The sequence below is a fragment of the Frigidibacter sp. ROC022 genome (assembly GCF_024723735.1).
Taxonomy (GTDB): domain Bacteria; phylum Pseudomonadota; class Alphaproteobacteria; order Rhodobacterales; family Rhodobacteraceae; genus SLM-1.
Genome location: NZ_JANQDU010000003.1, coordinates 537,786 through 558,205 on the forward strand (window position 1 = coordinate 537,786; position 20,420 = coordinate 558,205).

Genomic DNA, 20,420 nt, shown 5'->3' on the forward strand with positions numbered 1-20,420 from the left:
CTCAGAATGAAAATCAGGATAGACCGCAGTTCGGACATCTCGATCCGCCAGCAATTGAAGGGCGCCATCGAGAACGACATTTCCTTTGGCGACAAGGCCGTGGGCGATCCGCTGCCGTCGGTGCGCGAGCTGGCCCAGCAGGTCGGAGTGGCGCCGGTCACGGTGAGCAAGGTCTATACCGCGCTGAAGGCCGAGGGGCTGATCGAGGCGCGGTCAGGCTCGGGCACATTCGTTGCCGACAGCGCCCTGGCCCGAATCGGCAGCCATGCCGAGAAACCGAGATTGCAGCGCGAAATCGACGCCGTCTTCGACCTTGCGCTGAAGCTGGGCTGCACGCCGTCGCAGTTCCTGACGCTGGTCAACGGCCGGATCGCCAATCATGTCGCGTCGGGGGATCGCAAGCGAATCATAATGCTGGGCCGGTTCGACGATGCGACGGCCAGCTATGCCCGATGCATCGAACGGCAGGTCGGCCGGCTTGCCACCGTGGATGCCACCACGATGACGGAACTGAAGTCGGCCCCGGAACTGCGTGCCGGACTTCGGGCCGGCGACCTGGTGCTGACCTTCTCTTATCTCGAGGATGAGGCCCGCAGGCTGCTGCCCGAGGCCAAGGTCCTGTCGCTGCATTTCATCCCGTCCGAGGCGACCCGGATGGCGCTGGCCTCGATCGACCCGGATGCGCGGGTCGGCGTGGTGTCGCGGTTCGCCGATTTCCTTCCGATCCTCAGCCTCGGGGTGCGCCGCTTTGCCGCGCATCTGCAATATGTCACGACCCACGCCGCCGACGATCCGTCGATGCCGGAGGCGCTGGCCGATTGCGACGTGGTGATTCTCTCGACCGGGGCCGAGGAGGCCGCCAAATCGGCGCCGCCCGAGGCGGTCAGGATCGAATACCGCCATGTTCCCGACCCCGGCGACATCAACGCGCGGGTCATCCCCCTTCTCACGCAAGAAGCCATGCCCGAAGGCCGTGGCAGAAAGGAAGCATCATGAGAGTATCCGACATGAACTGGAGCCAGGTCGAGGCCTGGCTCGAGCACAGCGATCTGGCCGTCCTGCCGCTGGGCAGCACGGAACAGCACGCCGGGCTGTCCCTGTCGGTGGATTCGATCCTGTCCGAGAAGGTGGCGCTGGATGCCGCCGAGCCTCTGGGAGTACCGGTGTTCCCGGTGGTTCCCTATGGTCTGACGCCGTATTTCCTGGGCTATCCGGGCAGCGTCAGCCTGCGGGTGGACACCTATGTGCGTCTGGTGCGCGACATCCTGGATTCGCTGCGTGGCCAGGGCTTCCGCCGGATCCTGATCGTCAACGGCCATGGCGGCAACGCGCCCGCCGGGGCGCTGGCGATCGAGTGGATGGCCGACAATCCGGACTGCTCGGTGAAATTCCACAACTGGTGGAATTCGCCCAAGACCTTCGCGAAGGTGCAGGAGATCGACAAGGTCGCCTCGCATGCCAGCTGGATGGAGAACTTCGCCTGGACCCGTCTCGACGGGGTCGACATGCCGACGCAGCAGAAGCCGATGATCGACACCGACCGGATGCGGGCGATGAATCCGAAAGAGGTGCGCGACTATCTGGGTGACGGCAATTTCGGCGGCTACTATCAGCGGCCGGACGAAGAGATGCAGGCGATCTGGGATATCGCCGTGGCCGAGACCCGCGCCCTGATGGACGAGGCCTGGAAATGAGCGACACGGAATCCGACCCGATCGTCATCTGGGGCGCCGGGGCCATCGGCGGCTCGCTGGGCGCGGTCTGGCAGAGCAAGGGGCACGAGGTCATCTTCGTGGACAATGTCCCGGAACACGTCGCGGCGATCAACCGCGACGGGCTGAAGATCGTCGGGCCGGTCCTCGAGACGACCGCCCGGGCCCCGGCCTTTCTGCCCGCCGATCTGAAGGGCAGGTATCGCCGCATCTTCCTGTGCGTGAAGGCCCTGCACACCGTCGATGCCGCAAAGGCGCTGGCGCCGCATCTGGCCGAGGACGGCTATGTCGTCTCGGCCCAGAACGGGTTGAACGAGATCGAGATTGCCGGGGTGGTGGGCGAGAAGCGCACCATCGGCTGTTTCGTCAACTTCGGCGCCGATTATCTGGAGCCGGGCGTCGTGACCTATTCCGGTCGGGGCGCCGTGGTCGTGGGCGAACTGGACGGCGTGGAAACCGACCGGATCCGGGCGCTGCACGCGCTGATGCGCGAGTTCGACGACAAGGCGGTGCTCACCTCGAACATCTGGGGCTATCTCTGGGGCAAGCTGGTCTACGGGGCGATGCTGTTTGCCACTGCCCTGACCAATGACAGCATTGCCGATGTGCTCGAAGATACCGAGACGCGCCCGGTGCAGACGGCGCTGGCGCAGGAAGTGGGGCGGATCGCCGAGGCCGAAGGCGTGCGGACCGAGGCTTTCAACGGTTTCGATCCGGCGGCGTTCCGGCCCGGCGCCTCTCAGGCGGCGATCGACAAGAGCTTTGCCGACATGGTGGCGCACAACCGCACCTCGGCCAAGTCGCATTCCGGCATCTGGCGCGACCTGGCGGTGCGCAAGCGCAAGACCGAGGCCCGGCCGCAACTGGGACCGATCGTCGAGACCGGCCGAAAGCGCGGCGTTCCGGCGCCGCTGACCGAACGGCTGATCGAGATGATCGAGGAAATCGAAAGCGGCAAGCGGCCGCTTTCGCGCGACAATCTGACGGAACTGGCAGGAGTCATGTCATGAATATCGGTTTTGAGGGGAAGCGGGTCATCGTGACCGGCGCCGCACATGGCTTTGGCCGCGCCATCGCGCATGCGTTTTCGGCACGCGGGGCCGAGGTCCATGCGCTGGACGTGAATGCCGAGGGACTGGCCGAGACGGTCGCCACCGCGCCCGGCAAATGCGAAAGCGCGCTCTGCGACGTGGGCGACCGCGACGCGGTGCAGGCCGTTGTGAAGGGGATCGAGGCCAAGGGCGGCGCCATAGACGTTCTGGTGAACAATGCCGGTGGCGTGCGCGGTCAGGTCGGGCGCCCGATCGAGGAGATCAGTGCCGAGGACTGGCAGACCATCTTCGACGTCAACCTGTCCGGGGCGTTCTTCATGACCCAGGCGGTGGCGCCGGGGATGAAGGCCGCCGGCAAGGGCCGGGTGGTGATGATCTCCAGCGGCGCCGGCCGCGGGGTCAGCCTGACCGGCATCCAGGCCTATGCCAGCGCCAAGGCCGGGCAGATCGGCCTGACCCGGCAACTGGCGCATGAGCTGGGGCAGTTCGGGATCACCGTGAACAATGTCGCGCCGGGCTTCGTGCTGTCGAACCCGACGACCGAGAAGCAGTTCGCGGCCATGGGCGAAGAGGGGCAGAAGCGGCTTCTGTCCAACATCGCGATGCGCAGGCTGGGCAGCCCGGATGACATCGCCCATGCGGTGCTGTTCTTCGCCTCGGATTACGCGGGCTGGGTCACCGGCGAGACGCTGGGCGTGGACGGTGGCAAATGAGCGAAGTCGAGGACTGGCTTGCCGCCCATGAAGCCGAGTCGCTGGAAACGCTGAAGGCCTTCTGCCGGATTCCCAGCGTCTCGACCGACCCGGCCTTTGCCGAGGGGATCAGGGACGCCTCGGCCTTTGTCGCCGACCGGCTGCGCGAGGCCGGGTTTCCGACGGTCGAGGTCATCCCGACCGGCGGCCACCCCGTAGTGCTGGCCGAATGGTGCGACAGCCCCGGCGCGCCGACGGTTCTGGTCTATGGCCACTATGACGTGCAGCCGCCCGATCCGCTGGACAAATGGCGCTCGGCGCCGTTTGAACCGGAGATCCGGGAGGACCGGCTCTATGCGCGTGGCGTGTCCGACGACAAGGGGCCGCTGCTGATCCCGCTGCTGGTGGCGCGGGCGTTCGATGCGACCCGCGGCCGCCTGCCGGTGAACCTGAAGGTGATCGTCGAGGGCGAGGAGGAATCCGGCAGCCCGCATCTGGATCAGACCGTCGAGCGGCTGAAGGACCGGCTGGCCTGCGATTTCGTGCTGTCGGCCGATGGCGCGATGTGGCGCGCCGACCTGCCGTCGATGACGGTGGCCAGCCGCGGCATGACCGCCCTGGAAGTCTTCGTCGAAGGTGCCGGCAAGGATCTGCATTCGGGCCGCCATGGCGGCACCGGGCCGAACCCGATCCGGGCGCTGGTGCATATGCTGGCCTCGCTGCACGACGAGGCGGGCAACGTGACCGTGCCGGGTTTCGCCGACAGCGCCTTGCCTGCCGATCCGGCGATCCGCGAGGCGATCCGGAGCGTCGGTTTCGATGTCGGGGCCTATTTCGACAGCATCGGCGCCGAGCGGCCCGATCCGCTGCCCGGCGGCGAGGAGTTCCTGACCCGGCAATGGCTGATCCCGACGCTGGAGTTCAACGGCATCTCCGGCGGTTATCAGGGCGCGGGCACCAAGACGGTGATCCCGTCGAGTGCCTCGGCCAAGATCACCTGCCGGCTGGTCGCGGGACAGGACCCGGCCAAGGTGGCCGATGCCATCACCCGGCAGCTGGAAAGCGTTCTGCCCACGGGCTTCAGGCTGAAGGTGACGCGCCACGGACCTGGCAGTTCGGCCTTCGCGCTCGACCCCGAATTGCCGGCGCTGAAGCTGGCCGAGGAGATTCTCGGGGAATTGCTGGGCGCGCATCCGCTGCGGGTGGCGATGGGCGCGACGATTCCGATCGGCGACGTGTTCGCGAAACATCTCGGCGCCAGCATCGTGTTCTTCTCCTTCTCGACATCGGATGAGGACTATCACGCCCCGAACGAGTTCTTCCGCCTGTCCAGCTTCCGCACCGGGCAGATTGCCTGGGCGCGGATACTCGAACGGTTGGGCGCTTCCGCGGCCGGGGGGGGCTGAGATGGGACCGTTTCCGGGGATCGCCGATCTGGGTGCGCGTTATCGCGATGGGTCGCTGACGCCCTCGGAAGCGGTCGAAGAAGCGCTGGCGCGGATCGAGGCGCTGGAGCCGTCGCTGAACGCCTTTGCCCTGCCGATGGCCGAGGCGGCACGGGCCGAGGCGGCGCGGCGCGATGCCGAACTGCGCGCGGGGCGCGACCTTGGACCGCTGCACGGCATTCCGGTGGTGATCAAGGACCTGATCGAGGTCGAGGGCGTGCCGACGGGCTATGGCTCCAAGGTCAGGCCGCCGCAGGTTGCCCCCCGAGACGCCGAGCTCGTCGCCCGGCTGCGGGCGGCTGGCGCGGTGATCCTGGGCAAGACGAACCTGCTGGAATACGCCTATGGGATCGCGCATCCCGAGATCGGCCAGACCAACAACCCGCATGATCCGACCCGGACGGCGGGCGGTTCCAGCGGCGGTTCGGCGGCGGCGGTGGCTTCGGGGATCGCGGCTCTGGGGATCGGCACCGACACCGGCGGTTCGATCCGTATCCCTGCGGCCTATTGCGGGGTGGTCGGGGTGAAGCCCAGCTTTGGGCTGGTACCGCTGGACGGGGTGTTTCCGCTATCCTGGTCTCTCGACCATGCCGGGCCGCTGGTGCGGAGCGTGGCCGACGCGGCCATTGCGCTGGAATGCCTGGCGGACAGGCCGATGCGGCTGGCCTCCCTGCGGCTGTCCGATCTGCGGATCGGGGTGCTGCGCCGCCATGTCTCGGGCACCGAAATCGGCCGCCCCGTGACCGAACGGTTCTCGCAGGTGGTCGCGCAACTGCGCGGCGCGGGGGCGCGGGTGGACGAGATCGACGTCGAGGGGCTGGACCGGGCCAACGAGACTCTGGTGACGATCCTGCTGCCCGAGGCTTCGGTGATCCACGAAGAGCTGATCGCCCTGAACCCCGATGGCTATGCCCCCAAGACCCGCGCCCAGATCCTGGCCGGCCGGGAGGTGCCCGCGACCGCCTGTGTGGCTGCGCGGCGGTTTCAGGACGAACTGCGCGACAGGGTCGAGGCCGCTTTTGAGACGGTCGATGTGATGATCTCGCCTTCGGTCCCCTTCGTGGCGCCCGAGGAAGACCCGGAGATCGCCGATGGCGAGGACAGCGAAATGCTGGCCAGCGGCTTTGCCAATCTGACCGGGCATCCCTCGTTGAGCCTGCCTTGCGGCATGGCCGATGGTCTGCCGGTCGGTATGCAGCTGACCGGTCGGCTGGGCGGCGATGCCCGGCTGCTGTCGGCGGCGGCGGCAATCGAGGCGGAACTGGGCAGGGACATGGGCGCAAAGGCCGGCTAGGCCGCGGCGGTCAGGCCAGTTCCGGCATCGCGGCGGCATAGGGGGACGAGAGCCATTCGGCGCCGGTCTCGCGGATCACGATGTCTTCCTCATGCACCAGGATGCGCCCGGCGCCGAGGTCGATCACCGGCTCCAGGGTCAGGACCATGCCCGGTTCCAGCGGGGTGCGGTCCGAAGGGAGCAGCGAGGGCGGTTCGGTCAGTTGCAGGCCCAGCCCGTGGCCCAGACGGCCGGCCTGCTTGATGCTGCGGCCGCCGGTCAGCACCCTGTCCATCGCGGTGAAGAGATCGGCTGCGGTGGCGCCCGGTCGGGCGCGGTCGAACCCGGCCGCCGTGGCCTCGATCAGCCGGGCATGGGCGCCGCGCAGCGCGGGTCCGGCAGGGCCGAGCGAGACATTGCGGTTGAAGTCGCAGAAATAGCCCTCCCGGACCAGCCCGGTGTCGAGCATCAGCACGTCACCTGCCGCCAGCGGCCTCTCGGTCGCGGGGGAGATCACGTCGGCATAGCCGTCCGGCCCCGCGGCCCCGGCCAGATAGGGCACCCAGTCCGCGCCCTCGTCGAGGCAGAGCATCTGGAAGCGGCGGAACACATCGGACAGCGGAGCCCCGGGCCGGGCGATTTCGGGCAGCCGGGCAAAGGTGCGGTCGGCCACGGAGCAGGCCGCTGCGATCCTGGCGATTTCCGCTGCGGACTTGATCATCCGCAGCCGGCGCATCACCCCGCCGCCGCCGATGAACCTGTGCCGGGGCAGACGCTCGCGCAGCCTTTGCCAATCCCGCAAGGGCATATGCAGCCGGGTTTCCGGCCCGCCGGGAACCCCGATGGCCCCGCCACCCGGCACCAGCTCGGCCAGTGTATCGGCCAGCAGCGAAACCCCGTCATCCTCGGGGTCGGGCGCGTTCCAGGTCCGGATGTCGCGAAGCCAGCTCTGCCGCATTAGCGCCGCCCCGATACGCGGGATGACCGCGACCGGCAGACCAGAGGCGGGCAGGACTAGGTACCAGGGTCGGGTCGGGCTTTCCCAGAACCGGGTCAGGAAGCCGCTGAGGTATTGGATATCGGCGGCGGTGGTCAGCAGCAGCGCATCGAGTCCCGCCGCCTGCATCGCGCCCTGTGCCCTGGCGGTCCGGCTGCGATAGTCCGCCTCCGGGAAACCGCGCCCGGTCACGGGGTCGGCGCTTCGGTCAGGATCGCCAGCACCCGGGACCGGGCGTCGAGTTCCAGCGCCGCCCGTTCTTCCGGCCCGGCGGCCAGCAAGGCCGCGATCCCGGCAGCACCGGATGGTGTCGAGGCCAGCCCGTTGGCTTCGGCGCGGCGGGTGCCGTGCGCGGCCTCATCCTCGGTGATCGTCACGAAGGCGTCGGCGTCGCGGGCCAGCCCCTTGAGGGCGATCAGCGAAGGCTCCTTGCAGTCGAGACGGCCCATGATCGAGACCGGGCCGGGGGCGGTCACCGGCCCCGCGGCGCGGATCGAGGCCTGCAATGCCGGTGCGGCCGCCGGCTCGACCACGACGATCCGGGGTCCGTCGCCCCAGACCGCCCGCATAAAGGCCGCCGCCGCACCCGCCAGCCCGCCGACCCCGGCCTGAACGACGACATGGGTCGGCGGCGGACCGATCTGCGCGGCGAGTTCGGCGAAGAGGATCAGATAACCTTCCATCAGCACGAGAGGGCGGCTGGTGTAGCCGGGCCAGGAACTGTCCGAGAGCAGTTCCAGCCCCTCGGTCCGGGCTGCCTGCAGGGCGGCCTGCATCGAGTCCTCATAGCTGGCTCCGGCACGGCGAACCTCGGCTCCAGCGTCCTGCAGCCGGGCGGCAAAGCTCTCGGGCACGGTTTCGGCAAGGTAGATACGGGCGCGGGCGCCAAAGGCCGCGGCCCCGGCTGCGACCGACAGGCCGTGATTGCCGGCGCTGGCGGTGACATAGGTGCTTCCGCGCGCCCGGCCTTCGGCGGCATCGCGGGCGATGACATGCGCGGCGCCGAGCGCCTTGAAACTGCCCAGCCCCATCCGGCCCCGCTCATCCTTCACGAGCAGGGTGCCGATCCCGGCCTCGGTCGCCAGACCCGGCGCCCCGGTCAGCGGCGTCTCGGCAGCCTTCGGGCATTGCGCATAAAGTGCCCTTGCCGCCGAAGGATCGGCCAGGGGCCAGGGCACCTCTGCCAGATCGGGATGGGACAGGCCGCGTCCGCGGCAGGGGTTCGACAGGTATTCCATGGCCCGAGTGCGGCATGGTTCGCGGTGGCTGTCAATGTTTCGGCAGCGGGGAAGGGGAGGTCCGTCGCCTGCTGTGGCTGTCCCGGGGCGGCGGCTAGGATCGCGCCAGCAGGGCGGCGTGGGTATTGGCGGCAAAGCCCGCGACCGCGACGCTCAGCCCGGCCGGCCAGGCGATGGCGCCATACACCGGATTGCCCAGGGCCCGACCCGCGTCGAGAAGAAGCTGCGGCGTGCCCATGAAGGAAAGCAGGATGCACCCCGTGGTGGACAGCGCCAGCAGTATCGTGAAGGCCGCCGCCGCGCGATCGGGATCGCAGGGCGCCATCAATCGGAAACCGGCTCGCAATGCGGCGGCGGTCTCTTCGACGCAGCGATTGGGAATCAGGGCCAGCAGAAGAGCGGCGAGAATATCAATGCAGCAAAGAGTTAAGGGGGCGCTGATCGTGTGAGTCCCCGCATGGTCCAGGAACCTTGCCGGGGTGAATTGGATTCCACCATAACGTGCAATGAGTGCTATGTTATATACCGTAACGCCGAGCGCCTGAACTCCCCCGATGATTATTCCGGCTCGAAGAAAACGAAACAATGGGCGCCTCTATGCCACTTCGCCGTCCATCGCCGATTGATGCACGAGCGCCTGAAGCCCCTGAAGCAGCTGAATCGGGTTCGGCGGGCAACCGGAAATATGCAGATCGACCTTCAGAACCGCCTCGACACCACCAGCGACGGCATAGCTGCCGGCAAAGCATCCGCCGTCGCGGGCGCAGTCACCGATCGCGACGACCCATTTCGGCTCGGGCATTGCGTCATGGGTGCGTTTCAGGGCTTCGACCATGTTCCGTGTCACGGGCCCCGAGACCATCAGCACATCGGCATGGCGCGGCGAGGCGACAAAGTGCAGGCCAAAGCGTTCAAGATCGTAATACGGATTGGAAAGCGCATTCACTTCCATTTCGCAGCCATTGCAGGACCCTGCGTCGACCATCCGGATCGACAGGCTGCGGCCCAGGTGGCGATAAAGCGTGTCCTCGAACAGCTTTCCCAATTGCGCGATGTCTTCGTCGGCCACCTTTGGTGCCGATTCCGTCAGGGGCCGTCGCAGCAGCCCTTCCAGCAAGAAATTCCGAATGGCGACCCCCTAACGATCCTGTCCTGAATAGGAACAATTAAACGATTTGTTGCACAGTGGGAAGTCCGCAATGATATTTCCCTCAATTGCGGCTTCCAGGAGTGGCCATTGGAACCAGGACGGATCGCGCATGTGGCAGTTCGCCAATCGGCCTTTTGCATCCAGAGACACAAAGATCAGAATGTCGCCCCGGAATCCTTCCACCAGTCCCAGACCTTCGCGCGGTTCCCCGGCGACGGGCAGTTCGGCCAGCAGGTCGCCTTCGGGCAGCTGGCGCAGGATCTGGGTGATCAGCGACAGGCTCTGTTCGACCTCGGCCATCCGGATCAGGATGCGGGCGTTCACGTCGCCCTCGGCGTGGCAGGGGACCTCGAACCTCAGCTGGTCATAGGGCGCATAGGGCAGGTCGCGCCGGGCGTCGAAATCGCGGCCCGAGGCGCGCCCGACAAAGCCGCCGGCACCGAACCTTGCGGCCAGGGCCGGGGTCACGATGCCGGTGCCGGTGGTGCGGTCCAATAGCGATGCGGTCTGGTCGTAGAGCGCGACCAGCGACGGGAAGGTGCCGCGGATATCCGCGACGAGGTCGAGAAGCATCTGCCTGCCGGTGCCGTCCAGATCGCGGGCGACTCCGCCCGGGGTCACGCAGTCGCGCATCATCCGGTGGCCGAAGCTGCCGTCGCAGGCCCGCAGCACCCGTTCGCGCAGCACCGAGCATTGCGCCAGCATCATCGCGAAGGCGGCGTCGTTGCAGATCGCCCCGATGTCGCCGAGGTGGTTGGCCAGCCGTTCCAGTTCGGCCATCAGCGCCCGCAGCCAGAGCGCCCGGACCGGCACCGTCGCGCCGAGGGCCGCCTCGACCGCCTGCGCGAAGGCCCAGGCATAGGCGACGGTGCTGTCGCCCGAGGTGCGTCCGGCCAGTTTCGCGCCGCGTTCGACGGGGGCGTTGGTCATCAGGCTGTCGGTCCCCTTGTGGGTATAGCCGAAGCGCTGTTCCAACCGGACCACGGTCTCGCCCTGCACGGTAAAGCGGAAATGTCCCGGTTCGATCACCCCGGCATGGACCGGGCCGACCGCCACCTGATGCAGGCTTTCGCCCTCGACCGGCAGGAAGTCGTAGCTGGCCGTTTCGCCCGCCTTCTCGGCCTTGCCCAGCGGATGGGAGACCTCCCACGCTCCGTGATCCAGCCAGGGCCGGGCGTCGGTCGCGCCCTCGGGGACATGGCCGTAGAGGTCCTGCACGCTGCGCTCCAGCCTCTGTGCCGGGGCATGCAGGGCGCCCACCGAGGGAAAGGCCCCGCGCCGCGCGTTGGTGCGCAGCACGCCGACCTTGCCGGTGGTGGAATTGAACAACGCCATGCGGACGCTGCCGCGATCGGCCCAGAGGCCGAGCAGGGTCAGCTGGCCGCGCGCCAGGTCCCCCGCTGCCTGCTGCCAGAGCTTCGGCGAAACGGGGCTGACGGGCATCGGCCCGCTGCGGAACTCTTCAGCACCGACGCTGACCATTTCGAGGATGTCCGGCATTCTGCCCCCTTACCCCAGCAGCCTGGCGACGGCCTGGAACCAGGCGACCATGGCCCCAGGCAGATAGATGCCCGCCATCAGGACCAGACCCATATGCGCGAAGAGCGGCACATAGGAGGCTTCCGACGGCTTCAGTTCCCCGGTGGGTTCGCCGAAGATGAACCCGGTCAGCCGCAGCAGCAGGGCGCCGAAGGCCAGAAGGATGCCAAGGACCAGCAGCAGGGCCAGCACCGGTTCGCGGCTGAAGGTCGAAGTGACCACCAGGAATTCGCTCATGAAGACGCCGAAGGGCGGCAGCCCGGCAATGGCCAGCACGCCGGCGGCCAGCCCCCAGCCCAGCAGCGGATGGCTCTGCGTCAGGCCGCGGATTTCGGCGATCTTCTGGGTGCCCTTGATCTGCGCGACATGGCCGACCGAGAAGAAGATCGCCGATTTGGTCAGGCTGTGCATGACCATGTGCAGCAGGCCGGCGAAATTGGCCAGCGGGCCGCCCATGCCGAAGGCAAAGACGATGATCCCCATGTGCTCGATCGAGGAATAGGCGAAGAGCCGTTTGATGTCGCGCCGGCGATAGAGCATCAGCGCGGCGAAGATCAGCGAGACCAGCCCCATGGTGATCATCAGCGGGCCGGGGTCCAGCGCCATGTCGTTGGCCGCCATGATCATCTTGAAGCGCAGCACCGCATAGAGCGCCACGTTCAGCAGCAGGCCCGACAGCACCGCCGAGATCGGCGTCGGGCCTTCGGCATGGGCATCGGGCAGCCAGGCATGCAGCGGAGCCAGGCCGACCTTCGTGCCGTAGCCCAGCAGCAGGAACACGAAGGCCAGGTTCAGCAGCGCCGGGTCGATGTCATTGGCGTGCAGCAGCAGGTTGGTCCAGATCATCGCCGGCTGACCCTCGCCCAGTACCGGCTGCGCGGCGAGATAGACCAGGATGGTCCCGAACAGGGCCAGCGCGATGCCGACGCTGCCGAGGATGAAGTATTTCCACGCCGCCTCCAGCGCCTCGTGGGTGCGGTAGATCCCGACCATCAGGACGGTGGACAGGGTGGCGATCTCGACCGCGACCCACATCAGCCCGATGTTGTTGCTGAGCAGCGCCAGGTTCATCCCGAACATCATCACCTGATACATCGCGTGGTAGAACCGCAGATAGGCCGGGGTCAGGCGGCCGATCTCGAGCTCATGCGCGATGTAGCTGGCCGAGAATGTCGCCGCGGTGAAGCCGACGAAGGTGTTGAGCACGATGAAGACGATGTTCAGCTCGTCGACCAGGAAATAGGTGCCGGGGGCCGGGCGTTCGACGAAGAACAGCGCGAAGGCGGCCAGGAAGGTGATCAGGCAGGCGAGGATGTTGATCCGCGACGACAGCCGGTAGCCCGGCAGCACCGCCAGCAGCGCCGCCGAGGCCAGAGGCAGGCCCAGGATGATGTGAACGGGATCGGAAAGAAACGCCATTACCTCTGATCTCCGCGATGCTGATCCATGACGCTGACATCGACCGAGTCGAACCGCTCTCGAATCCGGAACAGGAAGACGCCGATCACGATGAAGGCGACCATGACCGAGAAGGCGACGCTGATCTCGACCACCAGCGGCATTCCCTTGGCCCCGGCCGCGGCCAGGATCATGCCGTTTTCCAGCGACATGAAGCCGACGATCTGGCTGACCGCGTTGCGCCGCGTCACCATCATCAGAAGCCCCAGCAACACGACCGACAGGGCAAAGGCCAGGTCCTCGCGGGCATAGGGGTCGGCGCCCTGGGTCACGTCCAGCATCAGCACGATGGACAGCGCCGACAGGCCGATTCCGGCCAGCATGGTTACGCCGATGCCGACGACGGTCTCGACCTCGCGGTGAATGCCCAGCTGCACCACGATCCGGCGCAGCGCCGAGGGGATGATGATCGCCTTGAAGATCAGCGCGATGGCGGCGGTGACATAGAGATGCGGGGCGCCCTGGATATAGGCCTGCCAGGCCACCGACAGCGACAGGACGACGGCATGGAGGGCGAAAATCCGCAGCAGCGAGAACATCCGGTCCTGGTAGATCATCATGAAGCTGACCAGCAGCAGTCCGCCGGACAGCAGATGGGCGGTATCGAAGGCGATGCCGGGCATCAGACACTCCTCGTGACGAACAGGAGCAGGGCACCGAGCAGTGCCAGCATCAGGGCGGTGCCGATGAAGTTCGGCACCCGGAAGACCCGCATCTTGGCGATCGAGGTCTCGAACAGCGCCAGCAGGGTTCCGGCCACCGCCAGCTTGGCGACATAGAGCAGCAGCGCCAGCCCGTGCCGGGCCAGACCGTCCCCGGGCTGGGCGATGCCCCAGGGAAAGAAGATGCAGCCGATCAGCGAGACATAGAGCAGCAGCTTCAGCGCCGAGGCCAGTTCGATCATCGCCAGGTGGCGGCCGGAGTATTCCAGCACCATCGCCTCGTGCACCATGGTCAGTTCCAGGTGGGTGCTGGGGTTGTCCACCGGAATCCGGGCGTTCTCTGCCAGCGCCACGATCACCAGCGCGATCAGCCCCATGCCCAGTGTCACCCGCAGCCCGACCTCGGGGCTGGCCAGATAGGCCGAGACATGGGACAGCTGCGTCGATCCGGCGACCAGCGCCAGCGAGAAGACGGTCAGCAGCATCGCCGGTTCGGCCAGCGTCGCGATCATCATCTCGCGCGACGATCCGATGCCGCCGAAACTGGTGCCGACATCCATCCCAGCCAGTGCCAGGAAGAAGCGGGCGCTGCCCAGAAGTGCGACAATCGCGATCAGGTCGGCGGTCCAGCTGAACTGGAGCCCGGTGGAGAAGGTCGGCACCAGCGCCGCCGCGACCCAGGTGCCGGCAAAGACCATGTAGGGCGTCACCCGGAACAGCCACGAGGCGTTTTCGGCCAGCACCACCTCCTTGCGCATCAGCCGCAGGATGTCGCGATAGGGCTGGATCAGCGGGGCGCCGCGATGCCGGGTCAGCCGCGCCTTGACCCGGCGCACGATGCCCACCAGCAGCGGCGCCAGCGCCACCACCAGCAGCATCTGGATGCCCTGAACGAAGAGTTGAAGGATCATCTCCACAGCATCAGCCCCACCAGCAGCACGATCAGAGACATGAAGACCAGGGTCAGGTAGCGCCGGATCGTCAGGAACTGCAGCCGGTTCATCCGTGTCGTGACATAGGTCACGGCCAGGGCCAGCCGCAGGTAGATGCCGTTCCAGCTCGGATCGCCGACCAGCAGCTCATGCCGCGCCGGGCCTGTATCGCCCGGGGGCGGCATGGTCACCGTTTCGCGGGCGCCCAGAAGATCGGTGCCATAGACGCGCCGGATCGGCTGGGCAAAGCCACCGGCGCTGTATTGGGTCAGCGGGCTGGCGTCGGGGAAGCCGCAGTCCCAGGCCGGGGCGCGGCGCAGCCGGTCCGAGGCAAAGCGGTGCACCGCCCAGGCGGCGGCCGAGGCCGAGAGGGCGACGAAGACGAAGACCAGCATGCCGCTGTAGGAACTGCGTGACTCGGCGATCGGGATGATGGTGAACCAGGTCTCGTCGGCCTGCACCGGCAGCCGCCCGGACAGCATCGCATCGACGACAGGGGCCATCGCGTCGATCACGGTGCCGGGGAAGATGCCGGCCAGCAGGCAGGTGGCCGCCAGCAGTGCCATCGCCGTCAGCGAGACCCGATCGACCTCCTGCGCATTCGCCGCCGCTTCGCTGTGCGGCCGGCCGAGGAAGCCGACCCCGTAAATCCGCACGAAACAGGCCGCCGCCAGCGCCGCCGCCAGCGCCAGCAGCCCGCCGGCCGCCGGGATGATCATCTGCACGGCCGCTTGCGGCGCGTCGGGGCTGAGCAGCACGGCCTGGAATATCAGCCATTCCGAGGCGAAGCCGTTCAGCGGCGGCAGGGCCGAGATCGCCATCGCGCCGACCAGCACCAGGAAGCTGGTCACCGGCATCCGGTGGATCAGCCCGCCCAGGCCGTCCAGATCGCGCAGACCGGTGGCGTTCAGCACCGATCCGGCGCCCATGAACAGCAGGCTCTTGAAAGCCATGTGGTTGAAGATGTGGAACAATGCCGCGGTGAAGGCCAGGGCGGCGGCGGCCGTCATCCCGTTGGCGCGGAACGCCATGGCCAGGCCGAGGGCGGCGAAGATCACCCCGATGTTCTCGATCGTGCTGTAGGCCAGCGCACGCTTCAGGTCGCGCTCCATCATCGCCAGCAGGATGCCGAGAACCGCGGTTCCGGCACCCAGCAGGATCACCACCGGGCTGGCCCACCAGGCGACCGGGCCGAGCAGGTCGAAGACCACCCGGATGAACCCGTAGAGCGCCACCTTGGTCATCACCCCGCTCATCAGGGCCGAGACATGGCTGGGGGCGGCGGGGTGCGCCAGCGGCAGCCAGACATGCAGCGGCGCCAGGCCCGCCTTCGATCCGGCGCCCAGCAGCATCAGCCCGAGGATCGCCACCGCCATCAGCGGCGGGTGCGCGGTGCCGCGCATCGCGTCGAACTGATAGGCGCCGTCCGGGCCGGCCAGCAGACCGAAGGCCAGCAGCAGCGACATGGTGCCGAAGCCGGCCATGACCAGATAGACATAGCCGGCCTTGCGGGCGTCCTCCTCCTGATGATGGGTCAACACCAGCGCCCAGGACAGGAGCGACATCACCTCCCAGGACAGCAGGAAGCTGAAGGCATCGGCGGCCAGCAGAACCAGCGCCATGGCGCCGAGGAAGGCCGGGTAGAAGGGCAGCACCCGCATCGGGGCATGTTCATGCCGGCCATAGCCGATGGCGTAGAGGCTGATGATGCCGCCGCCGAAGCCGAGCACCACCAGAAAGAATGCCGTGAGCGCATCAAAGGCGAAATGGGCACCCATCCAGGGCAGGCCCAGCGGCAGGACCCGGCTCGTCCCGATCCCCAGCCCGCCGAGCCCGGCCAGCCCGCTCAGCGCAAGAACTGCGCAGAGCAGGCCAGAGGCGCTGTAGACGACGGCGGACGACCGGCCCCGGCCCTGACCCAGCAGCGCGAGAGGCCCCAGCCCGAGCAGCAGTCCGGCCGTCAGCAGACAGAGATCAACCGCCGACATTCTTTGCCTCTTCCTGCTTGTCCGGGGCGGGGGTGTCGGGGCTCTTCAATCGGACGCCGCGGCCGCCGGTGCTGCTGACCATCCCTTCCGAGATGATCTCGACTCCGGCACGGTCCAGCGCCTCGATGATCCGGGTCAGGCTTTCGACGATGCCGCGCACATTGCCCTGGCTGGCCTCCATGCGCTGCACGGTGGGCACCGAGACGCCGGCAAGGCTGGCCAGCGTCTTCTGGTCGATTCCCAGAAGCGCCCGCGCGGCCCGAAGCTGGGCGGCCGTGATCATGTCGAGGTTCCAAACACGCTGTTCCTACCCTTGTCGGTTGGCCCCGGTCGGATCCGCCGGGCGCCGCCGCCGTGCCGCTCTTCGGGGCGCCGTCCCGGCCCCGGCCGGCCGCATGGGGCAGGTTCTGCCGGGGCAGGGGCGCAGGTGCCGGGAAAGCGCGACATCGGCCATGGTCTGTTCGCTATGCCGGGCCCGTCAATAGACGCGCTTCTTCGGCAGGATGCGCTTCGGGTCGATCCCGCCCTCGGCCTTGGTGGTCAGCGGCGACTCGTGAACGTTGCGATAGCCGAGCTTGACCTTGCCCTTGGGGTCGATCCACGCCAGCGTGTGCTTGCGCCAGTTCTTGTCGTCGCGGTCGGGGAAATCCTCGTGCGCATGGGCGCCCCGGCTCTCCTTGCGGGCCTCGGCGCCGTAGATGATCGGCAGCGCGTTGGCCATCAGGTTCTCGAGTTCGAGCGTTTCCATCAGGTCGCTGTTCCAGACCATCGACCGGTCGGTGACCTTGAGGTCGCTCATGTCGTTCCAGACTTCGGAAATCTCTTCGCAGCCCTGCTTGAGCGAGGCGCTGGTCCGGAACACGGCGGCGTTGGACTGCATCGAGCGCTGCATCTTCAGCCGCACTTCCGCGGTCGGGCTCTGGCCATTGGCGTGCCGGACCTTGTCGAAGCGGTCCAGGATATTGTCGATCTGCGCCGGGGTGGCCTGCGGCGTGGCGGACTGGCGATCGACGACCTCGCCGGCCCGGATCGAGGCAGCGCGGCCCAGCACCACGAGGTCGAGCAGCGAGTTGGTGCCGAGCCGGTTGGCGCCATGCAGCGAGGCCGAGGCCGCCTCGCCACAGGCCATCAGCCCCGGCACCACCGCATCGTGATCCTTGGGCGTCGGGTTCAGCACCTCGCCCCAGTAATTGGTCGGAATCCCGCCCATGTTGTAATGGCAGGTCGGGATCACCGGAATCGGCTCCTTGGTGACATCGACGCCGCAGAAGATGCGCACGGTTTCCGAGATGCCGGGCAGCCGCTCGTGCAGGGTTTCCGCCGGCAGGTGGCTGAGGTTCAGATGGATGTGGTCCTTCAGCGGCCCGACGCCGCGGCCTTCGCGGATTTCCATCGTCATGCAGCGGCTGACGACATCGCGGCTGGCCAGGTCCTTGTAGGTCGGCGCATAGCGTTCCATGAAACGCTCGCCTTCCGAGTTGGTCAGATAGCCGCCTTCGCCCCGCGCGCCCTCGGTGATCAGCGGTCCGACGCCGTAGATGCCGGTCGGGTGGAACTGGACGAACTCCATGTCCTGCATCGGCAATCCGGCGCGGGTGATCAGACCGGCACCGTCGCCGGTGCAGGTATGCGCCGAGGTGCAGGAGAAATAGGCCCGCCCGGCGCCGCCGGTGGCCAGCACGACCATCTTGGCGTTGAACACATGAATCGTGCCGTCGTCGAGCTTCCAGGCCACCACGCCCTGACACTGCCCGTCATCGGACATCAGCAGGTCCAGCGCGAAATACTCGACATAGAACTCGGCGTTGTGCTTCAGGCTCTGGCCGTAGAGCGTATGCAGCATCGCGTGGCCGGTGCGGTCGGCGGCGGCGCAGGCGCGCGAGGTGGGCGGGCCTTCGCCGAATTCCGTCGTATGGCCGCCGAAGGGTCGCTGGTAGATCTTGCCATCCTCGGTGCGGCTGAAGGGCAGGCCGTAGTGTTCGAGCTCGTAGACCGCGCGCGGCGCCTCGCGGGTCACGTATTCGATCGTGTCGTTGTCGCCCAGCCAGTCCGAGCCCTTGATCGTGTCATACATGTGCCATTGCCAGTGGTCGGGGCCCATGTTGGCCAGCGAGGCGGCGATGCCGCCCTGGGCCGCGACGGTATGGCTGCGGGTCGGGAAGACCTTGGTCACGCAGGCGGTGCGCAGACCCTGTTCGGCCATCCCGAGCGTGGCGCGCAGACCGGCGCCACCGGCCCCAACAACGACGACATCATAGTCATGTGTCTCATATTCATATGCAGCCATGACGGAGCTCCTTCTCGGGGTGCGATGCTGGGGAGGGCGAAAGGGTCGGGGCGGACGGCCCGGGTCTGCGGTGCGGAGGCGATGAAAGCGGTCGGTCGCGCGTCGCCATGATCATCCCTCCTGCCGCCGTTGCGCGCCGGGCCTTGGTTGTGCGTGCCGGCCATGGCGCTGTGCCGCCCTTCATCGCCCGGTCTGCCCGGGCGCGCAGGGACATCGGGGCCGCGCCTGCTGGTCGCCTGCCGGCGCCGAATCTGGACGAAATGCCTGTGACGGCGGATCGGCGGTGCGATTGGGGCAGCATGTCATGCGGCTGTGCTGATGTCTCACGCATTAGTTATGAGGTTCTGGAGGTGGCCGCAAGGCGCTTTTCGGCGACCCCGGCGGCGGGCGCAGCGATTTGTCCCGGGACCGGGGCGGGGCGGGCGGCTGCCCGGCAAAGGCAGCCCCCGCGCCGGGGCGTGATGGTGCTGCGGCGTGGGTCAGCCCCGGCCGGCCGCGTCCTGATAACCGGTCAGCACAGCGGTCAGATTTGCCCCGAGGTCGTCGCAGATGTAGCCGCCTTCCTGCACGAAGAGACAGGGCAGCCCGAGCCCGGCGATCCGGGCGCCGATCCGGGCAAAGCCGGCCCTCGTCACCGCCAGCCCCTTGAACGGGTCGCCGATGTAGGCATCCAGTCCGAGCGCCACCACCACCACGTCGGCGCCGAAGGCCCGGACCCGTTCCAGCGCCGTGTCGAGCGTCGCGAGATAGGCGTCGTCCCCGGTGCCGCGCGGCAGCGGCAGGTTCAGGTTGTAGCCCAGCCCGTCGCCGGCGCCGCGTTCATGCGCCTGGCCCCAGAAGAACGGATAGAAGCGTTCGGGGTCGGCATGGATCGAGACGGTCAGCACGTCGCTGCGGCGGTAGAAGATGCCCTGGGTGCCGTTGCCGTGGTGCACGTCCACATCCAGGATCGCAGGGCGCAGCCCCTGGCCGCGCAGGCGTTCGGCCGCGATGCCGGAGTTGTTCAGAAAGCAGAACCCCCCGGCCAGGTCGCCAAAGGCGTGATGTCCGGGCGGGCGGGCCAGTGCATAGGCCGAGGTCTCGCCGGTCAGGATCAGGTCGGCCCCGGTGATGGCGCTCTGCGCCGACCAATAGGCGGCCTCCCAGGTGCCCTCGGCGATCGGGCAGGCGGTGTCGGCCTGATGGAACCCGGCCTGACCGACGGCGGATTTCGGGTAGCTGTCGGTGCGGCTGGCGGGGTGGATGTTGGGAATGACCTCCGCGCCGGCGCCCTCGATCCGCTTCCAGCGGGTGTGGATGTTCTTCAGAAAGGTCAGGTATTCCGGCGAGTGCAGCGCCGCGATCGGGCCCGGCCCGGCATCCTGCGGCGGCTCGACACTGCATCCGGCCTCTCTTGCGCCGGTCAGCAACCGCTCGATCCGCTCGGCCTGTTCCGGGTTCGGCAGGATGGCGCCGTTGGCCATGAAATGGCGCGGCTGGTGCTTCCACTGGCGCTCGTCGAAGATGGCTTTCATCGGGTCTCTCCCAGTCTGTCCAGCGCCGCGCCGGTCAGGATCATGTTGGTGTCGCCGGACTGGGCGGCGAAGCCGAGCCGGTCATAGACGGCGCGGGCGCCCGGGTTGTCGTCATAGACGGTCAGCTTCAGATAGTGCCCGGTCTTGCGGCGCCGGCCTTCGCGCAGGGTCGCGGCCAGAAGCCGCCGCGCAAGACCCTTGCCGCGGACCTCGGGCGCGACCCAGAGATCGCTGACGAACAGCCCCGCGCCGCCGTAGATCGTCGAGAACACCGGCGCCGCCAGGGTGGCGCCCATCGGCCGGTCGCCGCGCCGGGCCAGCAGCGCCAGGAACGCCGCACCCGGATCGCAGAGGGCCTGGGTCAGCAGGTCCGGCCCGGCGCGGTAGCTGTCGTCCAGATCGGCGGCCAGTCGGCGCAGGGCGGAGTCGAGAAGCGGAATGTCGGCCCTTGTGACCGCAGCGATGGCAATTTCGTCCATGG

19 protein-coding genes are annotated in these 20,420 nt (G+C 67.7%); 6 read left to right on the forward strand and 13 right to left on the reverse strand.

Translation table 11 applies throughout. The features are described from left to right. The first annotated feature begins 6 nt into the window (after window positions 1-6). Genes NUW50_RS14425 through NUW50_RS14450 form a run of 6 tightly spaced genes read left to right on the forward strand, consistent with a single transcriptional unit; the run spans window position 7 to window position 6,195 of the window. Window positions 7-996 carry a GntR family transcriptional regulator gene (locus NUW50_RS14425; protein WP_258289834.1) on the forward strand — a complete coding sequence of 330 codons (990 nt, stop codon included), beginning with the start codon at window positions 7-9 and terminating at the stop codon, window positions 994-996. Continuing rightward, on the forward strand, window positions 993-1,694 hold the full coding sequence (locus tag NUW50_RS14430) for a creatininase family protein (protein ID WP_258289835.1): 702 nt from the start codon (window positions 993-995) through the stop codon (window positions 1,692-1,694). Before NUW50_RS14425 ends, NUW50_RS14430 begins: the two co-directional genes overlap by 4 nt. Beyond that, window positions 1,691-2,722 (forward strand): ketopantoate reductase family protein, encoded by a 1,032-nt coding sequence (locus NUW50_RS14435; RefSeq protein ID WP_258289836.1) that lies wholly within the window; start codon window positions 1,691-1,693, stop codon window positions 2,720-2,722. The genes NUW50_RS14430 and NUW50_RS14435 overlap by 4 nt, the downstream gene beginning before the upstream one ends. Further along, window positions 2,719-3,477, forward strand: coding sequence for an SDR family NAD(P)-dependent oxidoreductase (locus NUW50_RS14440; RefSeq protein ID WP_258289837.1), 759 nt, complete (start codon window positions 2,719-2,721; stop codon window positions 3,475-3,477). Before NUW50_RS14435 ends, NUW50_RS14440 begins: the two co-directional genes overlap by 4 nt. Continuing rightward, window positions 3,474-4,862 carry a dipeptidase gene (locus tag NUW50_RS14445; RefSeq protein ID WP_258289838.1) on the forward strand — a complete coding sequence of 463 codons (1,389 nt, stop codon included), beginning with the start codon at window positions 3,474-3,476 and terminating at the stop codon, window positions 4,860-4,862. The genes NUW50_RS14440 and NUW50_RS14445 overlap by 4 nt, the downstream gene beginning before the upstream one ends. A 1-nt stretch (window position 4,863) precedes the next feature. Next, the gene (locus NUW50_RS14450) at window positions 4,864-6,195 is read left to right on the forward strand and encodes an amidase (protein ID WP_258289839.1); all 1,332 of its coding nucleotides are present in this window, start codon (window positions 4,864-4,866) and stop codon (window positions 6,193-6,195) included. A 10-nt stretch (window positions 6,196-6,205) separates the two neighbouring features. Here the strand turns inward: NUW50_RS14450 and NUW50_RS14455 are convergent, their stop codons facing one another. The 13 genes from NUW50_RS14455 to NUW50_RS14515 all read right to left on the reverse strand — a co-directional run bounded on the left by NUW50_RS14455 (window position 6,206) and on the right by NUW50_RS14515 (window position 20,418). Next, window positions 6,206-7,363: a M24 family metallopeptidase gene (locus NUW50_RS14455; RefSeq protein WP_258289840.1), complete on the reverse strand. Its 1,158-nt coding sequence runs from the start codon at window positions 7,361-7,363 to the stop codon at window positions 6,206-6,208. Beyond that, on the reverse strand, window positions 7,360-8,409 hold the full coding sequence (locus NUW50_RS14460; RefSeq protein WP_258289841.1) for a pyridoxal-phosphate dependent enzyme: 1,050 nt from the start codon (window positions 8,407-8,409) through the stop codon (window positions 7,360-7,362). The genes NUW50_RS14455 and NUW50_RS14460 overlap by 4 nt, the downstream gene beginning before the upstream one ends. A gap of 94 nt (window positions 8,410-8,503) precedes the next feature. Beyond that, window positions 8,504-8,995, reverse strand: a complete 492-nt coding sequence (locus tag NUW50_RS14465) for a hypothetical protein (protein ID WP_258289842.1) — start codon at window positions 8,993-8,995, stop codon at window positions 8,504-8,506. Window positions 8,996-9,004: 9 nt separating this feature from the next. Continuing rightward, window positions 9,005-9,478: an NADH-quinone oxidoreductase subunit B family protein gene (locus NUW50_RS14470; RefSeq protein WP_258289843.1), complete on the reverse strand. Its 474-nt coding sequence runs from the start codon at window positions 9,476-9,478 to the stop codon at window positions 9,005-9,007. Between the two features lie 69 nt (window positions 9,479-9,547). Continuing rightward, window positions 9,548-11,059: a hydrogenase large subunit gene (locus NUW50_RS14475; RefSeq protein ID WP_258289844.1), complete on the reverse strand. Its 1,512-nt coding sequence runs from the start codon at window positions 11,057-11,059 to the stop codon at window positions 9,548-9,550. A gap of 9 nt (window positions 11,060-11,068) precedes the next feature. Next, the gene (locus tag NUW50_RS14480) at window positions 11,069-12,517 is read right to left on the reverse strand and encodes a hydrogenase 4 subunit F (protein ID WP_258289845.1); all 1,449 of its coding nucleotides are present in this window, start codon (window positions 12,515-12,517) and stop codon (window positions 11,069-11,071) included. Beyond that, window positions 12,517-13,179 (reverse strand): hydrogenase-4 component E, encoded by a 663-nt coding sequence (locus NUW50_RS14485; protein ID WP_258289846.1) that lies wholly within the window; start codon window positions 13,177-13,179, stop codon window positions 12,517-12,519. Before NUW50_RS14485 ends, NUW50_RS14480 begins: the two co-directional genes overlap by 1 nt. Further along, on the reverse strand, window positions 13,179-14,129 hold the full coding sequence (locus tag NUW50_RS14490) for a respiratory chain complex I subunit 1 family protein (RefSeq protein ID WP_258289847.1): 951 nt from the start codon (window positions 14,127-14,129) through the stop codon (window positions 13,179-13,181). Before NUW50_RS14490 ends, NUW50_RS14485 begins: the two co-directional genes overlap by 1 nt. Then, a complete protein-coding gene (gene hyfB, locus NUW50_RS14495) occupies window positions 14,126-16,138 on the reverse strand; it encodes a hydrogenase 4 subunit B (protein ID WP_258289848.1) in 2,013 nt (670 codons plus the stop codon). Before hyfB ends, NUW50_RS14490 begins: the two co-directional genes overlap by 4 nt. After that, the gene (locus NUW50_RS14500) at window positions 16,125-16,421 is read right to left on the reverse strand and encodes a helix-turn-helix domain-containing protein (RefSeq protein WP_258289849.1); all 297 of its coding nucleotides are present in this window, start codon (window positions 16,419-16,421) and stop codon (window positions 16,125-16,127) included. The genes hyfB and NUW50_RS14500 overlap by 14 nt, the downstream gene beginning before the upstream one ends. Before the next feature lie 195 nt (window positions 16,422-16,616). After that, window positions 16,617-18,425 carry a succinate dehydrogenase flavoprotein subunit gene (sdhA, locus tag NUW50_RS14505; RefSeq protein ID WP_258289850.1) on the reverse strand — a complete coding sequence of 603 codons (1,809 nt, stop codon included), beginning with the start codon at window positions 18,423-18,425 and terminating at the stop codon, window positions 16,617-16,619. 479 nt (window positions 18,426-18,904) lie between these two features. Beyond that, window positions 18,905-19,939: a histone deacetylase family protein gene (locus NUW50_RS14510; protein WP_258289851.1), complete on the reverse strand. Its 1,035-nt coding sequence runs from the start codon at window positions 19,937-19,939 to the stop codon at window positions 18,905-18,907. Then, window positions 19,936-20,418, reverse strand: coding sequence for a GNAT family N-acetyltransferase (locus tag NUW50_RS14515; RefSeq protein WP_258289852.1), 483 nt, complete (start codon window positions 20,416-20,418; stop codon window positions 19,936-19,938). Before NUW50_RS14515 ends, NUW50_RS14510 begins: the two co-directional genes overlap by 4 nt. Window positions 20,419-20,420 lie beyond the last annotated feature (2 nt).